The sequence below is a fragment of the Okeania sp. genome (assembly GCF_983059655.1).
This window is the reverse complement of sequence record NZ_CEZPJD010000037.1, coordinates 1-21,703: the sequence shown is the minus strand read 5'-3', so window position 1 is coordinate 21,703 and position 21,703 is coordinate 1. Positions and strand designations below refer to the sequence as shown.

Below are 21,703 nucleotides of genomic sequence, written 5' to 3'. Positions count from 1 at the left end.
CTCACTGCTAATAGTAAATATGTAGCAATGGTCAATTTTTCTTTGTCAGACCTTTTCAGTAGACTCAGGAAACAGGTATTAGGAAATATTTTATTGTGGTTATGTTTGTTTTGGAGTCCGGTTTATTTGTTTGTCTTTGCTAGAGGTAAATTAAAACAAGAACGAAATTTAATCTATTTATTTTTATGGTTTAGTTGTGCTTTTTTAGCAGTTTTATTATCAAAGCGATTTTATAATCATTACTTTTTGCAATTATTACCTCCTTTATGTCTAATTAGTAGCTATGTAATTATTAAATCTGTTCATTTACCTCAGCAAAAATCTCAAGACCGGAATTTATATGAAGAAGGAAATCAACAGAAAAAAACCATTATGAGAAATTTTCAAAAAATTTCTCTTGACTTCCCTTCTGCCTTGCCAAATATATTTCTATCTCTAATCTTAATATATCCTTTTACCCAAGCAGCTTATAACAAATTAAGTAAAAATCTAGAATTTATCCATTATCGATATATAAAAAAAATAGATACATGGGATGACAGAGAAGCTTTAATTGCTAAATATTTACAGCAGAGAATTAGACCGACAGATTATATATATGTTGTCAATTATGAACCGATAATTTATTACCTAGTTCCCACAAAAATTCCCACAAAATATGCTTTTTCTAGTCATTTAACAGCCATGGCTCAAATTTTACCTACGGGTGCTCTACAAGAATTAGATAAAATCATGGCGAAAAATCCCAGTTATATATTACTAGCAGAAAAAGATAATATTAGTCCGGAATATAGAAGTCATCTCAATCAATATTTAGAAAAAAAATACTTTCTAGAAACCACAATTCAAAACGTCAGATTATATAGACAGGTGCATCTCAATTTTGAATAAAGCCAAAAAAATATTGCTTTTAGGGAACAGGGAATAGGTAGATAGGGAATATATTAGGAGCAAAAGTATTTATGCTAAAGTTGACGGTTATATATACAGTCATTATAATAACAAATGTATAGAAATAAGGTCGATTCTCTATGCTATTGAAATACAAGTACAAGCTAAAACCCCATAAAAGTCAAGCGGTTATTATTGCTAATTGGTTAGAAATGGCTAGGAAGCAATACAATTACCGTTTAGCTGAACGGTTGAATTGGTTTGAAGCGACGCGCACACCAGTAAATTCTTGTCCTTTGAATGTTTCAGTAGTACCAGTAGAAAGAATTTATCAAAATATCCCAGAGTTCAGGATACAAACACGAAACGGCAGAAAGAAAGATAGTAATGGCAATCCAGTAACAAGGAAAGGAGATAAGCATCCCAATATAATCAATGGATATGTTGTTTGGGAGACTGTTCAACTAGCAGGTTTAGCACAAGCTAAAAAACTATTTCCTGAATACAAGTCTATGCACTCTCAAGTGCTGCAAGATGTTGTCCAACGTGTACAAGCAACAATGGATAACTTTACCAAGCCTGACAAAAATGGTAAAACCAGTGGTAGACCTAAATTTAAAGGCAGGCATTACTATAACTCTTTTAGTTATCCTCAACTATCAAATGCAAATCTTGCCAAAAATGCTAACGGGCGTTTTTGTCTAAATCTGCCAAAGATAGGTTTAGTCCCTTTTGTATACAATCGCCCAATACCAGAAGGATTCAAGGTTAAGACAGGAACAGTAATTCGTGAAGTTGATGGATACTATATCAGCTTAACTATAGAAGATAAGACTGTACCTGTAGAGGTCGTAGAAATTCAACCCACCTTAGAAAACTCCAAAGGTATCGATCTAGGATTGTTGCACTATGCTGTTACATCTGATGGAGAATTTATAGAAGTTCCTAAATTTTTCAGGCTCTGTGAGCATCGCTTGTCTAAACTACAGGTGAGATTGGCTAAGAAACAGAAACATTCAAAATCTTGGAAAATTCTCAAACGTAAAGTAGCAAAACTTCATCAATTAATAGCTAGACAACGACTGGACTGGCAATTCAAACTAGCTTACCATCTGTTTTCAGATATTAGTGTGATTTTCGCGCGAAGACTTGCAGATATCAAATTTAGTCCGACGTTGTAAAGCAAAATTAGGACATAATGGTCAGTTCTTACCAAACGGCCAATCTGCAAAGTCAGGACTGAATAAGTCTTTACAAGATGCAGCTTTTGGTCAATTCATCCAAATTTTAGAGTATGTGGCTTGGAAACTGGGTAAACGAGTTATCAAAGTAGACCCAAAAGGTACGTCTCAATATTGTTGGGAGTGCTTGAGAAAAGTTTCTAAAAGCTTATCTGAGCGCTGGCATTCTTGTAGTAATTGTGGTCAAGAATTAGACCGTGATTATAACTCAGCACTCCTAATACAAAAAATAGGATTGCTATCAACACAGGAGGAGGACGTCACTTCTGTAAAAACTGCGGTCAGGGCGAACCAGACTGAAGAATCCCGCGATGCCTTTGTAAGTGCAACGTCGGGAGTATGTCAAAATCTCTAGTCAAAATAGTAGCAATCATGGTAGACAAAAAAAATCCCGAACCGACTATTACTATTGCGGTTAACTAGCTATTAGCTTTTAGCAGCTCTGGTTTAAATCCCCTTATAAACTTTTATTGCTGACTGCTGACTGCTGACCGCTGACCGCTAAAAAAAAATCATTTTTTATGACTACAGAAACCGAAAAATATATCCTAGCTCTTGACCTGGGTACAACAGGCAACCGAGCAATATTATTCAATTCTCAAGGCGCTAGTATCGGTCAAGCTTACAAAGAACTTACTCAATATTACCCTCATCCCGGTTGGTTAGAACACGACCCAGAAGAAATATGGGAAGACACTTATGCCATGATCGAACAAGTATTCCGAAATACTAATATTTCCCCCTCAAATGTAGAAGCTATCGGTTTAACAGTACAACGAGAAACCTGTCTCCTATGGGATAAAACCACAGGTAAACCCCTGCACAAAGCAATAGTTTGGCAAGACCGTCGCACTGCACCTATGATTCGAGAATTAGCAGCAAAAGGCAAAGCAGAAAAAATTCAAAACTGTACCGGATTAGTTTTAGATGCTTACTTCTCAGCGACAAAACTATCCTGGATGCTGGAGTGGGTAAAGCGAGAACAACCCAATATTAACCTCAATAACGTATTGGCAGGTACTATCGATACTTGGATTTTGTGGAAACTAACTGGTGGGCAAATTCACGCCACTGACCATAGTAACGCCAGTCGCACAATGTTAATGAATATTGAATCCCTAAATTGGGATAGAGAATTATTAGACTTGTTTCAAATACCTAGAGAAATAATGCCGGAAATCAAACCAAGTTTCAGCATATTCGGCAAAACAAAAGCAGACTTATTAGGAGTATCAATTCCCATAGCTACAATTTTAGGAGACCAACAAGCCGCCTTATTTGCTCATGGTTGCGATCGCCCCGGAATGTTAAAATGTACTTATGGTACAGGTAGTTTTTTGATTGCTAATACTGGAGATAGTCTTACTAAATCTCAAAATCAACTATTATCAACTATTGGATGGACTCAACAAATAAACGGTAATTTGAAAACATCTTACGCTCTAGAGGGGGCAATGTTTACCACAGGAGCTTGTATTCAGTGGTTACGGGATGGGTTGAAACTCATAGACTCCGCAGCAGAAACTGAACATCTGGCAATGGAAGTGGAAGATACTAACGGTGTTTATTTTGTACCTGCTTTAAGTGGTCTCGGTGCCCCCCACTGGGATATGAATGCTCGCGGTGCTTTTCTCGGAATTACTGGAGGTGTGAAGCGGGAAAACATGGTTAGAGCAGTTTTGGAATCAATTGCTTTTCAAGTTAAAGAAGTTGTGGATGCTCTGAATAAAGATAGCGGAATTCTAATGACTAATTTAAAAGTTGATGGTGGAGGTTCGCAAAATAATTTTTTAATGCAATTTCAGGCAGACTTGTTGGGTATTCCTGTGGAGCGACCTGCCTTTATTGATGCTACTGCTCAAGGAGCTGCTTTTGCTGCTGGTTTGACAGTAGGTTTATGGGATAACTATCACAAATTAGTGAATAATAGTAGAGTTGGGCAGGTGTTTGAACCCAGTGAAAATACTGCAAAAGTACAAAAAAATTTTATGGTTTGGCAAAAAGCTGTTAGTAGGGCAAAAAATTGGATTGATTGAAGAAGGAAGAAAGCAGAAGGGAAATTGCTTATGGATAGTCTTTGACACGCCACTTCTTAAGCGGGTTTGATATTATACAAAATCCCAAAATTCTTGCTACGTCTCCTTGAGAGTATGCAGTAGATAGTAAGATTAAAAGACATAAGATATCTTGGCTTAATACTAATAATCGTGACAAACATTACTTAACTATTATTATTACTTAATAACTGAAGTATTCATGAAGTATAACATTAATGTATGGGAATTGGTATTAGACAGATATATCTGATAATAAAAAATAGGCGTTGCTGATTCTGGGTATGATTTGATAATTTTATATTTTGGATTTTGTCTTTTGGATGGTTTGAACTACTTGTTAATATTAACTGTTCCCTGTTCCCTATTTCCTATTCCCTATAAACCTACTTTCATACCTTAATTAGATATCTCCAAAAATCAAAAATAAAATCAATTATCACACATAAATCATCAATTATTTCCCCTCCTGGGAGGGGTTAGGGGTGAGTTCCTTACTACCTACTGCCTACTACCTATTTTCTGGAGATGCCTATTGATGAATACAAAGAAAACATAAAATCTAAATATGTTCTTCTTTATAGTTATGATAATTCCTCAAGCAGTTACAATTATTGATAAACAATCCCAATATAATGGTATGGATATACAGGAGAATAGTAACATGGATCTTGGAATTTCCATCATCGGAATTGCAGACAATATAACAGTGGGAGTAGGAGGTAGTTCCTCTACAGTTGTGGCTCCTAGACAGTCTAGTCAAGTTGTTAACAAACCATATCCCAACTACAAAGTTATTGTTTTAAATGATGATTTCAATACATTTAAGCACGTTGCTGAATGTTTGCAAAAATATATTCCAGGTATGACAAGCGACCTCGCTTGGGAGTTAACTCACCAGGTTCACAACGAAGGTCAAGCCACAGTTTGGGTTGGCCCTCTAGAACAGGCAGAATTGTATCATCAGCAGTTGAGTCGGGCAGGGTTAACAATGGCACCATTGGAAAAAGCATGAACGAAGGCAGAGGGCAGAGGGCAGAAGCAATGCAAGTCTACCTTTGTGAAAACCACCATAAAACTTAGACAATGCCAAATTTTCCTTCTTCCTTCTTCCTTCTTCCTTCTCTCTTCTTCCTTCTGCTATACACATGATAAAATTCTTCCTGAGATAACTATAAAAAAATATTATGCAGTTAACACCCCAAGAAAAAGATAAACTATTAATTTTTACTGCTGCTTTATTAGCAGAACGTCGTAAAGAAAAAGGCTTAAAATTGAATTATCCTGAAGCAGTTGCCTATATTTCCGCAGCTATTTTAGAAGGTGCAAGAGAAGGTAAAACTGTGTCTGAATTAATGAGTTTTGGTACAACTTTATTAACAAGAAATGATGTCATGGAAGGTATCCCAGAAATGGTACAAGAAGTTCAAGTAGAAGGAACTTTTCCTGATGGTACAAAATTGGTAACTGTACATAACCCCATTCGTTGAAAACTACAATTTTTGAAATACAGAATAAATAGGAAAAAAATAACTATTATGATTCCAGGTGAAACGATCATTCAAGAGGGAGAAATTGAATTAAATGCAGGTCGCCCCACAGTAAAATTATTAGTAGCTAATACAGGCGATCGCCCAATTCAAGTTGGTTCCCATTTCCACTTTTATGAAGCAAATGATGCTTTGAGTTTTGACCGCGAACTCGCCAAAGGAATGCGTTTAGATATTCCCGCAGGTACTGCTATTAGATTTGAACCAGGAGATGAACGAGAAGTAATTTTAGTACCCTTTGTTGGAAAGCGAGAAGTTTATGGTTTTAATGGCAGAATTAATGGTAAGTTAGACAATTAGACCTCTCTGGAAAAGAGGGAGTAGGGAGTGGGGGAGTAGGGGAGTAGGGGAGTAGGGGAGTAGGGGAGTAGGGGAGATAAAGACACCTAGAAATAAAAATCTATTGCACTATTTAAGATGAAACAGTCCAGTACTATAAAAAACCATCTGCTTAAGAGATTCAATTTCAGTTTGATTGAGGTCTCGCCACTCACCAGGTTGAAGTTCATTTATGGGCAGACCGGCGATCGCTACTCTAACTAACCTTAGCGTTGGAAAACCCACTGCTGCTGTCATTCTTCGTACTTGACGGTTTCGACCTTCTGTGAGAGTAATTTCTAACCAAGCAGTAGGCACAGTTTTCCGAAATCTAATTGGTGGATCGCGGGGTGGAAATTTTGGCTCTACAGATAACAATTTTACTTTTGCAGGTCGAGTCTGATAATTTTTGATCGTTACACCTTGTTGTAGTTTTCTTAATGCTGCATCATCTGGTATTCGTTCCACTTGTACCCAATAAGTACGAGGATGAGCAAATTTAGGGTCAGTTAGTCGGTGTTGGAGCTGTCCATGATTTGTTAGTAGTAAAACTCCTTCACTATCTCGGTCTAATCTACCCACAGGATAAACTGAAGATACAGGAATATAATCTTTAAGGGTTTGACGTTGGTTAGAATCATCAGTGTTATCAGTGAATTGACTTAAAACATTGTAGGGTTTATTAAATAAAATATATCTGTAATTCATTAGACATCTCCAGAAAAGAGGGAGTAGGGAGTAGGGAGTAGGGAGTAGGGGGAAATAATTGACAATTTATGTACCATAATTGATTTGATTTTTTATTATTGGAGATGTCTATTAGTAAAATTATATCAAGTAACGAAAGCAAAGTTTTTTCTTCTTCCTTCTTCAAAGCAGTTTAAAAAATTCTCATAATTGTAAGATTTCGTCCTTCTTTTTTAGCTTGATAGAGAGCTTCATCTGCCGTTTTAATCAACTGTTCTAAGGAAGACCCTGGTAAAGGAATAGTGCTAGCTACACCAAGACTCAAGCTCACAAATGGCGATACTTTAGAAGCACTATTAACCAAATTCAAACCCATAACTCGCTTACGGATCGATTCGGCCACATAATATCCACCTTTACCATCTGTTCGAGGTAATACAACTACAAATTCCTCGCCACCGTAACGTGCTACTAAATCTCCAGGTCGTTTTACTTCTGCTTTGATCGCATTAGCAACTTCTTGCAGACACTTATCCCCTGCTGGATGACCATAAGTATCATTATAAAGTTTGAAATAGTCAACATCACAGAAAATCAAAGATATTGGAGCTTTTTCTCTTGCCATACGTCGCCATTCCCTGTCAATATATTCGTCAAATATACGACGGTTAGCAATCTTAGTTAAACTATCTAGAGTAGCAAACTGAAATAACTTTTCATTAGCAGTTTCTAGTTGTTGATATAATTCTGACTGTTGTAAGGCGATCGCTAATTGTCTAGCTAAATGTTCAATAAATTCAACTTCTGAAGCTTGCCATCTTCTTGATTTTGAACAATGGTGAGCAATTAATAATCCCCATAATTCTTCTCTAGAATAGTCACAAAAATCTGTATTAGACAATTGTTCTTGACTGTTTTTTGATATTGGTACTACTAAATTAGATTTTACTTGAAACCGAGTCAGAAATTCAATATGATATGGAATTAAATCGGCAATAGATATATTTTTAGTAAGATGTGTTGGCTGTAGATTATCGTTGCTAGAATATGAATTTATACTAATATTTTCTAGAACCGATTGCAGACCAGGAGCAATAGATTCCATTAAGACTTGGCCAGTTCCATCTGAATGAAATTTATATATCAATACCCTGTCAGCTTTGAGAAATTTTCTGACTTCATCTACTGTATTTTTGAGAATATCATTCAGGTTTAATGACTGACGTATTCGTTCTTGAATAAAGGTCATTAATTGGGATCTTTCTGTTTGTTTTCTTAACTCCTTAACAAGTTGATTAATTTGCAAAATTCGACGGACTCGCTGACGTAAAACTACTAATTGAATCGGTTTAGTAATATAATCTACCGCACCAACAGTAAAGGCAAGATCGATAGATTCTTGATCTTCAAAAGTAGTAATTATTAATACTGGAGTCCGATAGAGTAAAGGGTTGCTATCTAGTTCTGTATCTAGGGAAAAATTATTTGATAAATCCTTACTAAAAAGTTCTTGTAATCTTATACAGCAGGTAAAGCCATTCATTTCTGGCATTATTGCATCTAGTATAATTAGGTCTGGTATTTGATTACTACACATTTCTAAGCATTGTTTACCATCTTTTGCTTCTATTATTTGATACCCTTCTTGGTGTAATGCCTGATTAAGTAAATAACGAGTAGATTCTTCATCATCGACTATCATAATTACAGTAGAATTATTCTGTGACTGATTTGAAGTCATAAAAATATTATTAAAAAAGTACTTAAGAGTTAATTGTAATTTGACTAAATATTTCTTCCAATATATCTTGCAGTTGTGATTGTTTAATTGGTTTATTTAATAAAGCTGCAAAATTTAGTTCGTGGAGTAGATTTTTGTCTGGAGATTTACCAATAGGAGTTAACATAACTAATGGTAAAGATTGATATTTAGGTATTTCCCTAATAGCAGTAGCAGTTACCACTCCATCCATGTCTGGCATCTGCATATCAATAATTATTAGGTCAAATATTTGATTTTGGTTAACATTTTTATGTTGAAGAACCTCTATTGCTTCGATACCTGATACTACACCATGAGCTAAAATTCCCCACTGATTTAACTGCTTAGTTAAAATTTGTAAGCAAGAAGAATTATCATCTACAATTAATAATCGTTTTTTACGTAATTTTGGTATAAAACTCAGTTGACTTTTCACATTCTCATCAACTTTTACAATTAAGGTAAAATAGAAGGTAGATCCTATTCCTTCTTGACTTTCAACCCACATTTTACCACCCATCATCTCGCAGAGGCGTTTACTGATAACTAATCCTAATCCTGTTCCTCCGTATTCTCTAGTTGTGGAACTATCTACCTGACTAAATGGTTGAAATAATTTGTGCATTTTGTCTCGGGGAATCCCAATTCCAGTATCTTTAACAGAGATTTTTATTTCATACAAATTATTATCTATATTTTGTTGATTATTGATTTTTTCTGAATCTGTTATTTTATGAGCTGAAACATTAACTAAGACTTCTCCTTTTTGTGTGAATTTAATTGCATTAGAGAGAAGGTTAACTAGTATTTGACGTACTCTCATTTCATCTCCTGAAACTATACTAGGAGTATCATCTTTAAGTAAATAAGCTAATTCAATATTTTTGTTTACTGCCTTAATAGCTAATAAGTCAATACACTTTTCTATACATAATCCTAAATTAAAAGGTCTTTCCTCTAAATCTATTTTATTAGACTCTATTTTAGAAAAGTCAAGAATATCATTAATAATTCCTAGTAAAGAAATACTACAATCATGGACATCATTCAAATATTCTTGCTGTTCTGAATTTAAGTCACTATCAAATAACAAAGAAGTCATCCCAATTATTCCATTCATTGGAGTCCGAATTTCATGACTGATAGTAGCCAAAAATTCACTCTTAGCTTTATTCGCCACTTCTGCTGCTTGTCTTGCTTGTTGAAGAGCAATATTTTGTTCAGCAAGTTGTTGACGTTGGCTAGTTTCTTGCTCCAATAAATTAGCATGGGCGAGGGCAATTCCCACTTGTTGGGCAACATCTTCTAGTAGTTTAATTTCATCTTTTGTCCAAGTACGGTAACGATCGCATTGATGCAAGCAAATAATCCCATTGGGTTCACCTTGATAAGAGGTGCGAACCATTAACATAGATTTTAATCCTATGGAAATACATATTGATACCGAAACATTTGTTTGTAACAGGGGTTCCGTATAAACATTATCAGAGGCGATCGCTCTATCTTGTTCTAGAAGCTTTCCTATGTATGGATTATCTACTACCGGCATTTCTAAATCCATAATTGATTGATACCCTTCTTCTAAATACTCGGCTACAAATGGCACTTTTAATACTGCCCCTGGTTTATAGGAATGAATGATGCAACGATTGACTAGAAAAGCTTGGCATATTTGTTTTGCAGTAGTATCAAATATTCTCTGTGCATCTAAACTTTGACGAATATCTTGAGTAATTTGTCTTAATAGAAGACTACGTTGCAATTGTTGTTGTAGCGCTAAGTGAGTTAAATTTTGTTCAATTGCACTAGCGAGAATATTCGTCACTGACTGTAAAAAGTGAAGATCGTCAAGAGTAAAAGTATGTTTCTGATTAGCATAAGCTGCTAATATTCCTACTGATTGATGATTTCCCGGAATTATTAAACTGATACCACTGACAATGCCTTGGTTTAACAAGTCTTTGAAGTCTGGATACTCTGAAATTTTAGTTTTGAGGTCTTCAATAATAACTGGTTTTTCCGCAGCTAAAGTGTGAGTAATAATAGAATCAAAAGCCTTCGTAGCTACTGGTTGACTTATCAAAGTTTTTGCTTTATTCACACTAGCTTTCATTTGCCAAGTTTGAGTATCTGATGAATATTCCCAAATTTGACAATGGTCTAGTTTTAGAGTCTGACAAACTAGGGAAACTGCTTCTGACATTAGCTGACATAAAGAAATATTTTGTAAAGCACGCTGACCTAATTTTGCTAATGCTGCTGCTGCTGAAGCTTGAATAGCTAATTTTTGTTCTGCTTGTTTGCGTTCGTAAAGTGCAGCTTGCTGTTCGCTAATATCCCGCAAAATTATCGTAAATACAGTTTCATCTTTTAATTCTAATTGTGAAATTGATGCCTCTGCTGGAAATTCTGTATCATCTTTTCGCCTGGCAATAACTACAGCTAGTCTATGTTTTGTTTGATGATGTTTTACTTCTAGAGAGTTGTTGAATTTTGACTCTTGCCAAACAATTAATTTACTCAGCGATCGCCCTACAGCTTCCTGATTTGTATAACCAAATATTTTTTCTGCTCCTTGGTTAAACATTTGAATAATTCTATTTCTATCTACTGAAATAATTGCATCTTCTGCCATATCTAAAATACCTGCTAAACGAGCCTCAGAATTTTTTAGAGCTTCAGAAAATGCTATGCGTTCATGTATTTCATTTTCCAACTTCTGATTTAAATCTTTTAAATCTGCTGTCCGCTTATTTACTCTAGCTTCCAAACTAGCATTCAACATATTAATTTTTTCTTCAGCTAAAATACGTTCTCTAATTTGCTTTTCTAATTCCTCATTAGTTACTTCTAATTGTATGAAATCAGGTATTGTTAAAAGCTTCCGAGCTAGACGAATTAGAAATATTACTGTGACAATACCAACTATTACTGTAGAAGCTTTAACTAATCCTAATAGACCATGATGAGGATACCGTAGAGTCCAAATTTTTTGACTGTAAGAAATACCACTAAAAATCATCAAAACTGCAAACATCCAAAAAGTTAAATTGAACGGCATACTTGGTCGTTTAATCAAACAGTAAGTAAGTATTAGTGCGATAAAATAATAGGCCAATGCTATCAATAAATCGGATGTTAAATGAAATAACATTAGAAAGATACTCGAACTCATAGTTATGAGAAATACCTCTGACATATAATACCCCTCCTGATATACTAACTACTATTATTTAATCAAATCCTAAGCCGCAATTGCAAATAGAACTTTCTAGTTTCGCTATGCGGAAGTTAAAAGTAAAAAGTATTGATTTGTAATTAATAATTATTAATTATCAATTATCAATTAATGAATGTACTTCAGTCAACCAAGAAAAACTATATAATTTTGATGATTGTCTAGAAAAAAATCTAAAACTAAGTCAAAATGCTTAATACTCCAATCAAAGTAGCAATTACTTTAGGCACTCGCCCCGAAGCTATAAAATTAGCACCAGTTATCCAACTTTTTCAAAGTTCTCCAGATTTTAAAACCCAGGTAATTTTAACTGGACAACATCGAGAAATGGTAACACAGGTAATGAAATTATTTGAAATTAGCCCCGATCGGGATTTAGCAATTATGCAAACTCGGCAAACATTAACAGATATCATGTGTCGAAGTTTGCAAGGATTAGAAGCGTTATTTCTAAAGTTACAGCCTCAATTAGTATTAGTCCAGGGAGATACTAGCACTGCTTTTGCGGCTGCCCTAGCTGCATTTTATCAAAAAATTCCTGTTGGTCACATCGAAGCAGGTTTACGAACTAACGATCTATTGAATCCCTATCCTGAAGAAGCAAACCGCCGTTTAATTTCTCAGATAGCTCAATTACATTTTGCTCCTACTAATTTAGCTGTAGAAAACTTGCACAAATCTGGAATATTAGGGGAAATTTATAAAACAGGAAATACGGTAATTGATGCTTTATTAAAAGTAGCAAAAACTCAACCTCAATGTGATATTTCTGGTTTAAATTGGAGCAAATACAGAGTAATATTAGCAACTGTTCATCGACGCGAAAATTGGGGAAAACCTTTGACAGCAATTGCTCAAGGATTCATCAAAATTTTAGAAAAATTTCCTGACACAGCTTTAGTTTTACCTCTTCATAAAAACCCTACAGTTAGAGAACCTTTAAAAGCTATTTTAGAAAGTCATTCCAGAGTATTTTTAGAAGAACCTTTTGATTACAGTGAATTAGTAGGAGCAATTCATAACTGTTATTTAGTATTAACTGATTCTGGTGGTTTACAAGAAGAAGCTCCGAGCTTAGGAAAACCTGTTTTAGTATTACGAGAAACAACAGAAAGACCGGAAGCAATTATGGCAGGAACTGCTAAACTTGTAGGTACTGATTCAACTAATATTATGGCTGCTACTGCGGAATTGTTGAGTGATACTGCTAAGTATGAAAAAATGGCAATGGCAATTAATCCTTTCGGTGATGGTTATGCCTCAGAAAGAATTATGAAGATTGTGAAAAATTATTTTGGTTAAGCTATTTTTGCTTCGGTTAGATATTTCGGTGGTGATAGCAAGGAAGCATTGGGAGAGTGGAGGGATGGAGAGAGTGGGAGAAATTAAAAAATATGTATCCTCACCATTACGATGCAGGACTACTGATATTTCGATAGAACTAGTTTGAGATCTATATAATTATGGTAGTCAAGTCTTTTCGCGCATCAATTTTGAGGAAAAATCTGCTCTGGTGTATTGAATTTGAGGTATGCACATTTGTTTATTTTATACAACAGCAGTGTTACCCAACATCGGCATAATACGCAAGGGAATATACCCCACGTTAGCGTAATAGGTAAGGGAATGCTAACTAAGAGAGGGAGCAACAGTTCTGGGAACAGAAGACAAACTAAAGATAGGTATATCTCATTAGACATCTCCAGAAAAGAGGGAACACCGGAGCTGGGAACACCGGAGCTGGGAACAGGGAAGAATAATTGATAATTTATGGATAAGAATTGATTTTATTTTTGATTTTTGGAGATGTCTATTAGGCTGAGAAACGTTATATGAAATACAAAAAATTATGCAAATATACGAATCTCCACACTCCCCATCTGCCCTACTTCCTCACTTGATAAATACGCAACATATTTACGAAGCATGATCAAGGAAAAACTCATTCATTAATTATTTTTTATTTTTTACATATTTCATTGCCAGTGGAACTTTTGTGGAGTATTCCGAAAATTTCCTCATATCTACCAATAGTAATTGATGGACATAGCACTGCACACCTTCTATATATTGTCTGCAAAACCCAAATAAGAAGCTGTATAACCAAAGGTTTGGGAAATAATCTATATAATTCTACGGATAAATTCATCATCCGGAAAATCTGACTAAAATTTTCCAGAATATAACATTAAAGATTTATTAATAACCAAAAATTTGGAAAATAGCATTCATTATTCTAGGAATAGATTCATCATCCGGAAAGTTTTTATGATTTTCCTAAAATTTGGCAAAAAAAATTATTGATAGCCGATTTTATTGTGATAAATTTATATTGTTCTAGAGATATTTTTACTATCCGGAAAAAATATATTTTTTTATAAAAATTAGTTAAAATACTGATAATTCTCTAATATTTTGATCGAATTTATATTATTCTAAAAATATCCTCATTATCCGGAAAAAAAAATAATTATTTATTACATTCAAAAAGAATAATAGATTTGTAATATACTTTTATTGACGCAATCTATATATTACTAGCAGTATATTGACTATCAGGAACAAAAATAGTCACTTTACAGAAATTTCAAAAAAAAACTCTTAACACCCTATAAAAACCTAGTATTTTATGAAGTTTTGATGAATATACGCAAAAACACTAGCAGTGTTTTTGCGCAGTTGTTATAGTTATTTTATAGATACGAAATAAGAGAAATAAATCCAGATTTCTAAATCGAAGTATCTACAACACAAAGATTAGTGAGAAAACAGTTTAATCTGGTTAATTTGTATAGATAAAACTGTTATTATCAGAGAAAATACTGACGTCAACTATCAAACACAAACAAGGAATAACAAAATGATCGCTAAGTCCATTAAGAACGTTGCATTAGCTACTATCGGAACAAGCTGTGTTGCTTTTGGCATAGTTACTGAAGCTCAAGCATTTAACAGTACTCTGAATATATCTAATGAAAGAGGTTTTATCGGAGATGCTGATACCATTGAGTTTTCCCATAGTGATATTGAGTACTTTGGAACAGGAGTTTTCAGCTCCTTGGTGGGCGATCTTGGTACAGTTGATCTGGGTCCGTTAGCTGTTCCTGGAGGTCCGGTTGCTTCTTTTTTCACTTTTGATGATCAAGCTCCTTCCGTTTTTGACCTTGATTCTGTAACTCTTGCAGGTACACTTGGTGATTTCGTCATGTATAACTTGAAGGGAACCATCACAGATGACATGGGGAAAACTCACAAAGTCGCAGGTGATTTCAGCAGTCAAATGATGCCAGCTTCTGGTCCAACAGGTTCTTCTTGGTCAGTAACTTTAGAAAAAGTTCCTGAACCAGCAACAATATTAGGTTTAGGTGTGGTAGCTGCTGCTTCTGCTTTCGGTTTGAAAAAGAAGAATAGCTAAGTCGCTGAATTTATTAAAGCTTACTCATCAAGTTTAACTTTATAATTGACCAGTCAATATTGACATAATTGACATACAAATTTGAATTTCTATCTGATATCTAGGCAGAAGATATTCAAAGTACAGGGTATTAGCTAACATTCATCTACTACAGAAAAATGAAAAAACCACGGGGGTGAAAAAATCGAGTGATTTTTCGCCCTTATATTTTTTTTGTTTGGGTATGGTTGTTCTGCAAGCATCTTTTGTTCGGTTGAACTAAGATAGTCAATTTTCATGTTTCTAAACCAGGACTTATGTATGAGGTAAGAAAAACTAGGACTTGAGATTGCTTTCCGTCCCGGAATGCTCCGCAAACCTTATCAGTTGCAATGACGGAAATACATTGAGGTTCGTAATTCCTATAAACAATAGACATCTCCAGAAAAGAGGGAACAGGGAACAGGGAACAGGGAAGAATAATTGATAATTTATGGATAAGAATTGATTTTATTTTTGATTTTTGGAGATGTCTAATAGATAGAATTGACAACAGTTTTTATTTGAGTATATCACAGCTAAAGATATTCCATAGAACTTCCCTACAAAGATGTTGCTTTTGACTATGCGATCTACTTATGTGAAAGTCACTGTAATATACCCTACATTCAATAAACTCATCATCAGAAAAAAATTATTGATTTATTAAAAATAAGTAAAACATCGTATTAACTAGCTATTAGATATTAGCTATCAATAGAGATATCTTAATTTACGGAAAAATAATATATTTTTCTCAAAACACGCCAAAACACTGAAAGTATTGGAATATTTTTAGCAAATTTGTATCACTCCAAAAACATATATTAAATTCCGGAAAACTAATTATTATTAATTTTAAATAAAATAAAAATAGACTAAAAAAAATGAAAATTGATGACAAAGCTATGCGTTAAAGGAATAATTGATTAAATTTAAAAAAAATAACTGATAGGTTATCCTTTTAAAAAACCTTAAAAATCAAGACAAATGTAGTATTTTTGCCGATAAACAAAAAAATAGTAGCAGTGTTTTCATAGAGCTGCTATATTGATTTACGGACAGGAACAAATGCCACTCATGATCGCACAAAAAGCTTATAATTTGATATCGGTAAATTAGCCGATGGCATTTGTAAGAAATCCTAAATAAACTAACAATAGATACAACACACAGAGGTATTAAACATGAAGAATATAATGATTGCAACTCTCGTTTCTGCTCCTTTAGCAGTAGCTACTGTATTCAACGCTGGAACTGCTAACGCTGCAGTTTTATCCGGAAATTTCAGTTTTGATGGTGCTGGTAATACGATATCATTTGATGAAAATATGTTAGACTTCGCTGATGATGAAATTGTTCTATCACTTCAAAATGGTGATTTCGCAGGTGTAGACTCAGATGCCAAGATTTTTGATATTTCTTCTGGTCTTGCAGCTCTTGATGGTCTGGATACTGTCATGGCACCTGTAAAGTTTATAGAATTGAGCGATGGAACTACTTTAAATCTAACATCATTTAATGATTTCACCTTCACTCCTCAATTTGGAACAACTGATATCAATTTAGGATTCAGTGGATTCTTTTTAAATGATGGAGATATGACTAATGCTATGGGTAGTATCACTTTCCAAGTAATTGGTCAATTAGATGAAAATAGTTTTGCAGGTGACGAAATATTCCAAGCTAGTTTTTCTGGTGTAGTATTTGGAACAGACGGCACAGGAGGCATAGGAAACGATGTAACAGTTTCTGAACCAGCAACAATATTAGGTTTAAGTTTGGTAGCTGCTGCTTCCGCTTTCGGTCTGAAGAAAAAAACAGCTAGTCACTGAAGTTATTAAAACTTAGTCATTAAATTTGACTCTATAATAAACAAGTCAATATTGACTTACAAATTTGAATTTCTATCCAGTATCTAGTGCAGGATGACGAAAATAAATGGCCAGTTGAAAAATCCTAAAACAATTATAAATCAAAAATGATTGACTGTCTTGAGTGTGTCTTACATTCTCAGATCACCTCATAATTACACACTCACTCTTAACTTCCGCGTAGCGGCACTAGGCAGAAGATATTCAGAATACAGGGTATTAGCTAACACTCATCTACTACAGAAAAATGAAAAAACTACAGGGGTGAAAGTCATACTATATTTTTCACCCTTATATTTTTTTGTCTATAGTACAGTCGATCGGGAGTCTATCCTTACTCAAAGAAATCAGATTTCCTTATATTCAATTCCGTAACGGTTTTAACCAGAGGTAATTATCCATTATCAACTAATGAAGCCCCTACTACCTTACACCTCTACTTGTTATGACCCCATAACCCCATAACCCCGTGACCTCATCACCACATATACAAAAAGTCTAGATAACTATATATTACATTTAGCTTAGGCTGCGATCGACAAGGCCAACTTCCCATGAATCGATTGAAAGCGATCGGAAAAACCTGATATAAGTAATTCAGCGGATTTTGATCTAGATGCTCGGAAAAACCGTATCAGCTTGGGAAGGCTAAAAAGTCTAAGGATGTAGTTGAAAAAAAAGTAGGTAGAAACTATGAACTTTCGTACATTTGACGGTAGTAACAATAACTTAGATAATCCCCAATATGGTGAAACTGGTGAAAATTTGCTTCGTTTAGCACCAGCAAATTATGGAGATGGCATAGACCAATTAGTTGACGGTCCGAATGCTAGAATTATTAGTAACACTGTATTTAACCAATCAGAATCTATTCTAGACTCCCGAAATTTAAGTGATTATACATGGTTATGGGGACAATTTCTTGACCATGATGTCACTTTAAGTGAGCTACAGTCAAGGGATACAGGAGAAACTATTGGCATTGCTATTCCTAACGACGACCCTATTTTCGCACCAGATTCATTTATTCCTGTTACTAGATCGCTCTTTGACGAAAATACTGGCACTGACCCCACAAACCCCCGCCAGCAATTTAACGAAATTACAGCTTGGATAGATGGCAGCAATGTATATGGTAGCGACCAAGACCGCGCTGACTGGTTACGGAGCTTTAGCGGTGGAAAATTGAATGTGACTACTCACTCCACAGGAGATTTAATGCCAACTCAAGGAAACGATCCAGATGCACCTCATATGGCGATGGATGGAAGAATAGGTCCAAGCACTTTTGTGGCAGGGGATGTACGAGCAAATGAAAACTCAGCTTTAGCCTCAATACACACTCTCTTTGTACGGGAGCATAACCGGATCGCTGAAATTATTGAGGCTACTCATACAGACTTACCCCTAGACCCCATTGCTCGGGATGAGGAGATTTATCAACGGGCGCGTAAAATAGTAGGTGCCCAAATCCAGAAAATTACTTATGACGAATTCTTGCCTGCTTTGGGCGTGACTCTCGATCCTTATGGTGGTTATGATTCAACTGTTAATCCTAATATCAGTACAGAATTTTCCACTGCAGGTTTTCGTTTGGGGCACACTCTAGTTAGTCCTACTCTACAACATTTAAACGAAGATGGTAGCTCTACAGAATTTGGCCCACAAAGCTTATCTGAAGTTTTCTTCCGACCAGACGCTATTACGATCAAAGGAGGGATAGATCCTATATTGCGTGGTTTAGCTTCTCAAGTGCAGCAGGAAAGAGATGCGAAAGTAATTGATGATTTGCGGAATCAATTATTTGGTCCTCCTAGTGAAGGGCCAGTGGTAAATGGAACAGATTTGCCAGCTCTGAATATTCAGCGCGGGCGCGATCATGGTTTGGCCAGTTATAATGATGTTAGGGAAGCATTGGGTTTACCTAGAAAAGAGAATTTTAGTGACATTTCATCTGACCCAGAATTGGTGGCTGCACTAGAGGCAGTTTACAGTGATGTTGACGAAATTGACCTATGGGTGGGAATGTTGGCGGAGGATAATTTAGAAAATGCTAGTATTGGGGAGTTGAATGAAGCAATTTTAGAAGACCAGTTTGAAAGATTGCGAGATGGCGATCGCTTCTGGTATGAAAATGATACTCACTTTGCTGAGTGGGAGTTAGGCGATGATGGTTTGGTTTCTGATTGGTTAGGTGTTCTTCAGTTGTCGGATATTATTAAAGCCAACACTGGAATTGAAAATATTTCTGATAATGTGTTCTTTGTTAGCACTTCTACTACTTCTATCCCTAATATTAACGATGGTGGACCTACTTCTTTAATGATTCTAGCTAGTTTTTTGATGATTGGTCGTCTATGGAAGATGTTACCAACAGCTAAGAGATAAAGAGATAATTCGACGGTTGCTGTTGAGATTTTGTCCTTTGGTATTGTTTGTGTAAATCCAAGAAGAATATTTTTTAAGTTTTTTTCTTGCTCTCAAGCCTTGCTACTTTTTCCCTCTTTCTTCATTCCCTTGCCACGGGTCGCACTACTTCTTCTTTTCCTTTACGCTTACAATACTGATGCTACCGGAGATAAATTAATAAATAGTGGTAGCATTGGATATAATGTTCCTACAACTGATAAGCAACCGCTCTGAATTATTCTGGCTAGTAGTTTGGATGATTCAACGCTTCTTAAGATATGAGGTCATCTGTATAAAGTTACCCACAACTAATAGAAAGTCCAGCGATCGCTGTTAATTAATATAGGACTTATGAACCTGCAAAGTATTTTTGTCTGAAGCGACAACAGGGTTTGTTTGTGGAGCAGTTCGCAACGGCATTGATACAACGCTCCTACAAAATGATAAGCGATCGCTAAGGAACTAGCAACCGCTCTAAAAGTTGATTTCACAGATATTTTTTTGTAACAAGGTGGATGAAAAATTCTAAGTATTTTAGATTGATTTTAAATAATTTAGATGGAAGCAAGCGATCGCTATTTTTTCTTAACTTTGAGTTCTGACTAATATGCATAGATATTATTAGTTAGGTCAGAGCGACCGCGCAGACAACAATCAACCTTTGGCTTAGGAGTTTTTCTTGCGACGGCTAGTTACTAAACCTGCAGTAACTACACCTAGACCGAATAATGTTGCGGGTTCAGGAGTAGAAGCAAACAAACCACCAGAGAAAGTTATATCCCCTATTGTATCACCATTAGCAAGCTGAGTCTCAACTGAAGCAACTGTATCGTTAATTATCTGGAACGTCAAGCTACCTGCACCTTTACTTGTGTCTCCATTTGCACTCTCAAAGTATCCCCATAGGTCTACATCTACAGATACGTTAGCTCCAGTCTGGGATAATCTGTAACTAGCTTCATGCAGATTAAAAACATTTTCACCATCTGTTAAGCTGTCGTCAACTGGTGTCGTTACAAATCCAGGAGCAATTAGTGAGTTACCGAAATCTAAAAAGGGGTTGTCTGCGTTGTTACCGCTAAAGGATATAATTTCAGAGATAAGTGCGGTGTTAAACTGATTAAAACTTCCTCCATTGACTGGATCGGGATCGACAATAACTGGAGTTGGAATTGGTTCAAAACTTAATGAGTCTTCTGTTAAGAAGATATTACTTACACCACCAGGGATTAAAACACCGGAACTTATGTGAAATTCTCCAGTTAAGGCAGCAGCATTAGCAACACCAGCACCAGCGAAAGCAGTACCTAAAGCGAAAGGAAGAGCAGCGATGGAAGCAACGATTTGATTTTTCATTTTATAGACTCCTAAATAATTTAGTTATGTGTTTATTGAGTGACGATGAGGATAATACTTGAGTTCTTATGTTTGTTGTTAACCACTTAACTTGAAGATAGATATCTCTCAGTAGTGTTAGCGTTTTATGAATCTCTCTTGCCCTCGTGAATATAAACTAACTAATTTCGCTTAGACGTTGCAACCCTTTTTGCGAGACTTTACTGAATCTTTAAGAACTCTAATGTAAATTCATCTCTCAAATTAATGCCATTTCACTCCATATACTTACAGGTAAATAGTCTTTTTTCGTACATACTAATCCGTATTAGCAACTAAAACAATAGTAGTAGATAAATTGACTTAATTGATTTTAGCTACTGAATATATATAAAAAATGAGGAAAAAAAACTTTATATGGATTTTAAGTTCAATTTCAAACAATTAGTCTATACAACTCAGTGATGTAACTAAGTATTTTGTAGTAAGCTAAAGTGCGTTTTTATCGAAAAAAACAAGTTATTGTGAAGTGTGTGCCAAATCACTTACATAAGTTTACTAAGTGTGGTACATAAAAAAATTTAATCAAAGTTTATAGAAATAATATAGAAGAAAAAGTTAGGTAGAAGTCCAGGAGGAAAATTTCTAACAATTGACTAAAAAAATAAAACAATAGTCTTTCAAATCTAAAGGAGATAAAAAACTTTTACTGAAGAGAAATTAGGGAATAATTATTAGGCTTTAGATTTGGATATTATCAAGGCCAACACTGAAAGGAAATAGATAATAGATTTTTATGGCCAAAGGTTACAAAAAATAATTTTGTCAGTGACTGTCACTTCTTTTCTTTTGCTGATGTTATAGCGCTTTTCACATGGATAGACTACAGTTAGTATGGGCAACCCAAAAGC

General features: G+C 35.1%; 16 protein-coding genes. 11 read left to right on the top strand and 5 right to left on the bottom strand.

The genetic code is table 11. From position 1 onward, the window contains the following. The 7 genes from AC3DU7_RS04340 to AC3DU7_RS04310 form a co-directional block, all read left to right on the top strand. Positions 1 to 891: hypothetical protein (locus AC3DU7_RS04340; protein ID WP_488038130.1), on the top strand; the 891-nt coding region annotated here is incomplete at its 5' end. Positions 892 to 1,031: 140 nt separating this feature from the next. After that, the gene (locus AC3DU7_RS04335) at positions 1,032 to 2,072 is read left to right on the top strand and encodes an RNA-guided endonuclease InsQ/TnpB family protein (protein ID WP_488038129.1); all 1,041 of its coding nucleotides are present in this window, start codon (positions 1,032 to 1,034) and stop codon (positions 2,070 to 2,072) included. Beyond that, on the top strand, positions 2,041 to 2,487 hold the full coding sequence (locus AC3DU7_RS04330) for a zinc ribbon domain-containing protein (RefSeq protein ID WP_488038128.1): 447 nt from the start codon (positions 2,041 to 2,043) through the stop codon (positions 2,485 to 2,487). Before AC3DU7_RS04335 ends, AC3DU7_RS04330 begins: the two co-directional genes overlap by 32 nt. A 166-nt stretch (positions 2,488 to 2,653) precedes the next feature. After that, the gene (gene glpK / locus AC3DU7_RS04325; protein ID WP_488038127.1) at positions 2,654 to 4,168 is read left to right on the top strand and encodes a glycerol kinase GlpK; all 1,515 of its coding nucleotides are present in this window, start codon (positions 2,654 to 2,656) and stop codon (positions 4,166 to 4,168) included. Between the two features lie 682 nt (positions 4,169 to 4,850). Continuing rightward, positions 4,851 to 5,201, top strand: coding sequence for an ATP-dependent Clp protease adapter ClpS (gene clpS, locus AC3DU7_RS04320; protein WP_488038133.1), 351 nt, complete (start codon positions 4,851 to 4,853; stop codon positions 5,199 to 5,201). Positions 5,202 to 5,373: 172 nt separating this feature from the next. Then, on the top strand, positions 5,374 to 5,676 hold the full coding sequence (gene ureA, locus AC3DU7_RS04315) for an urease subunit gamma (protein WP_202221278.1): 303 nt from the start codon (positions 5,374 to 5,376) through the stop codon (positions 5,674 to 5,676). A 48-nt stretch (positions 5,677 to 5,724) separates the two neighbouring features. Next, positions 5,725 to 6,036 (top strand): urease subunit beta, encoded by a 312-nt coding sequence (locus AC3DU7_RS04310; protein WP_488038126.1) that lies wholly within the window; start codon positions 5,725 to 5,727, stop codon positions 6,034 to 6,036. A gap of 108 nt (positions 6,037 to 6,144) precedes the next feature. On the opposite strand, the gene AC3DU7_RS04305 is transcribed toward AC3DU7_RS04310, so the two are convergent. The 3 genes from AC3DU7_RS04305 to AC3DU7_RS04295 all read right to left on the bottom strand — a co-directional run bounded on the left by AC3DU7_RS04305 (position 6,145) and on the right by AC3DU7_RS04295 (position 11,657). Next, complete coding sequence (locus AC3DU7_RS04305) at positions 6,145 to 6,762, bottom strand: pseudouridine synthase (RefSeq protein ID WP_488038125.1); 618 nt, start codon at positions 6,760 to 6,762, stop codon at positions 6,145 to 6,147. Between the two features lie 172 nt (positions 6,763 to 6,934). Beyond that, positions 6,935 to 8,482: a diguanylate cyclase domain-containing protein gene (locus tag AC3DU7_RS04300; RefSeq protein WP_488038124.1), complete on the bottom strand. Its 1,548-nt coding sequence runs from the start codon at positions 8,480 to 8,482 to the stop codon at positions 6,935 to 6,937. Between the two features lie 22 nt (positions 8,483 to 8,504). Further along, positions 8,505 to 11,657, bottom strand: a complete 3,153-nt coding sequence (locus AC3DU7_RS04295) for an ATP-binding protein (protein ID WP_488038132.1) — start codon at positions 11,655 to 11,657, stop codon at positions 8,505 to 8,507. 273 nt (positions 11,658 to 11,930) lie between these two features. Here AC3DU7_RS04295 and wecB point away from each other — a divergent pair, with 273 nt between their 5' ends. The 4 genes from wecB to AC3DU7_RS04275 all read left to right on the top strand — a co-directional run bounded on the left by wecB (position 11,931) and on the right by AC3DU7_RS04275 (position 19,436). Next, positions 11,931 to 13,043, top strand: a complete 1,113-nt coding sequence (wecB, locus tag AC3DU7_RS04290; protein WP_488038123.1) for a non-hydrolyzing UDP-N-acetylglucosamine 2-epimerase — start codon at positions 11,931 to 11,933, stop codon at positions 13,041 to 13,043. Between the two features lie 1,558 nt (positions 13,044 to 14,601). Further along, entirely contained in the window at positions 14,602 to 15,156 is a 555-nt protein-coding gene (locus AC3DU7_RS04285) for a PEP-CTERM sorting domain-containing protein (protein ID WP_488038122.1), read from the top strand. Between the two features lie 1,205 nt (positions 15,157 to 16,361). Continuing rightward, a complete protein-coding gene (locus tag AC3DU7_RS04280; RefSeq protein ID WP_488038121.1) occupies positions 16,362 to 17,009 on the top strand; it encodes a PEP-CTERM sorting domain-containing protein in 648 nt (215 codons plus the stop codon). Positions 17,010 to 17,741: 732 nt separating this feature from the next. After that, positions 17,742 to 19,436: a peroxidase family protein gene (locus AC3DU7_RS04275; protein WP_488038120.1), complete on the top strand. Its 1,695-nt coding sequence runs from the start codon at positions 17,742 to 17,744 to the stop codon at positions 19,434 to 19,436. A 329-nt stretch (positions 19,437 to 19,765) separates the two neighbouring features. On the opposite strand, the gene AC3DU7_RS04270 is transcribed toward AC3DU7_RS04275, so the two are convergent. Both AC3DU7_RS04270 and AC3DU7_RS04265 read right to left on the bottom strand, forming a co-directional pair. Continuing rightward, a complete protein-coding gene (locus AC3DU7_RS04270; RefSeq protein WP_488038119.1) occupies positions 19,766 to 19,948 on the bottom strand; it encodes a hypothetical protein in 183 nt (60 codons plus the stop codon). A gap of 175 nt (positions 19,949 to 20,123) precedes the next feature. Then, positions 20,124 to 20,813 carry a PEP-CTERM sorting domain-containing protein gene (locus tag AC3DU7_RS04265; RefSeq protein ID WP_488038118.1) on the bottom strand — a complete coding sequence of 230 codons (690 nt, stop codon included), beginning with the start codon at positions 20,811 to 20,813 and terminating at the stop codon, positions 20,124 to 20,126. Positions 20,814 to 21,703 lie beyond the last annotated feature (890 nt).

Coding starts and splice junctions, on each gene's coding strand:
- AC3DU7_RS04335 (WP_488038129.1), top strand. CDS start 1,032: ATGCTATTGAAATACAAGTACAAGCTAAAACCCCATAAAAGTCAAGCG.
- glpK (WP_488038127.1), top strand. CDS start 2,654: ATGACTACAGAAACCGAAAAATATATCCTAGCTCTTGACCTGGGTACA.
- clpS (WP_488038133.1), top strand. CDS start 4,851: ATGGATCTTGGAATTTCCATCATCGGAATTGCAGACAATATAACAGTG.
- ureA (WP_202221278.1), top strand. CDS start 5,374: ATGCAGTTAACACCCCAAGAAAAAGATAAACTATTAATTTTTACTGCT.
- AC3DU7_RS04310 (WP_488038126.1), top strand. CDS start 5,725: ATGATTCCAGGTGAAACGATCATTCAAGAGGGAGAAATTGAATTAAAT.
- AC3DU7_RS04305 (WP_488038125.1), bottom strand. CDS start 6,762: ATGAATTACAGATATATTTTATTTAATAAACCCTACAATGTTTTAAGT.
- AC3DU7_RS04300 (WP_488038124.1), bottom strand. CDS start 8,482: ATGACTTCAAATCAGTCACAGAATAATTCTACTGTAATTATGATAGTC.
- AC3DU7_RS04295 (WP_488038132.1), bottom strand. CDS start 11,657: ATGTTATTTCATTTAACATCCGATTTATTGATAGCATTGGCCTATTAT.
- wecB (WP_488038123.1), top strand. CDS start 11,931: ATGCTTAATACTCCAATCAAAGTAGCAATTACTTTAGGCACTCGCCCC.
- AC3DU7_RS04285 (WP_488038122.1), top strand. CDS start 14,602: ATGATCGCTAAGTCCATTAAGAACGTTGCATTAGCTACTATCGGAACA.
- AC3DU7_RS04280 (WP_488038121.1), top strand. CDS start 16,362: ATGAAGAATATAATGATTGCAACTCTCGTTTCTGCTCCTTTAGCAGTA.
- AC3DU7_RS04275 (WP_488038120.1), top strand. CDS start 17,742: ATGAACTTTCGTACATTTGACGGTAGTAACAATAACTTAGATAATCCC.
- AC3DU7_RS04265 (WP_488038118.1), bottom strand. CDS start 20,813: ATGAAAAATCAAATCGTTGCTTCCATCGCTGCTCTTCCTTTCGCTTTA.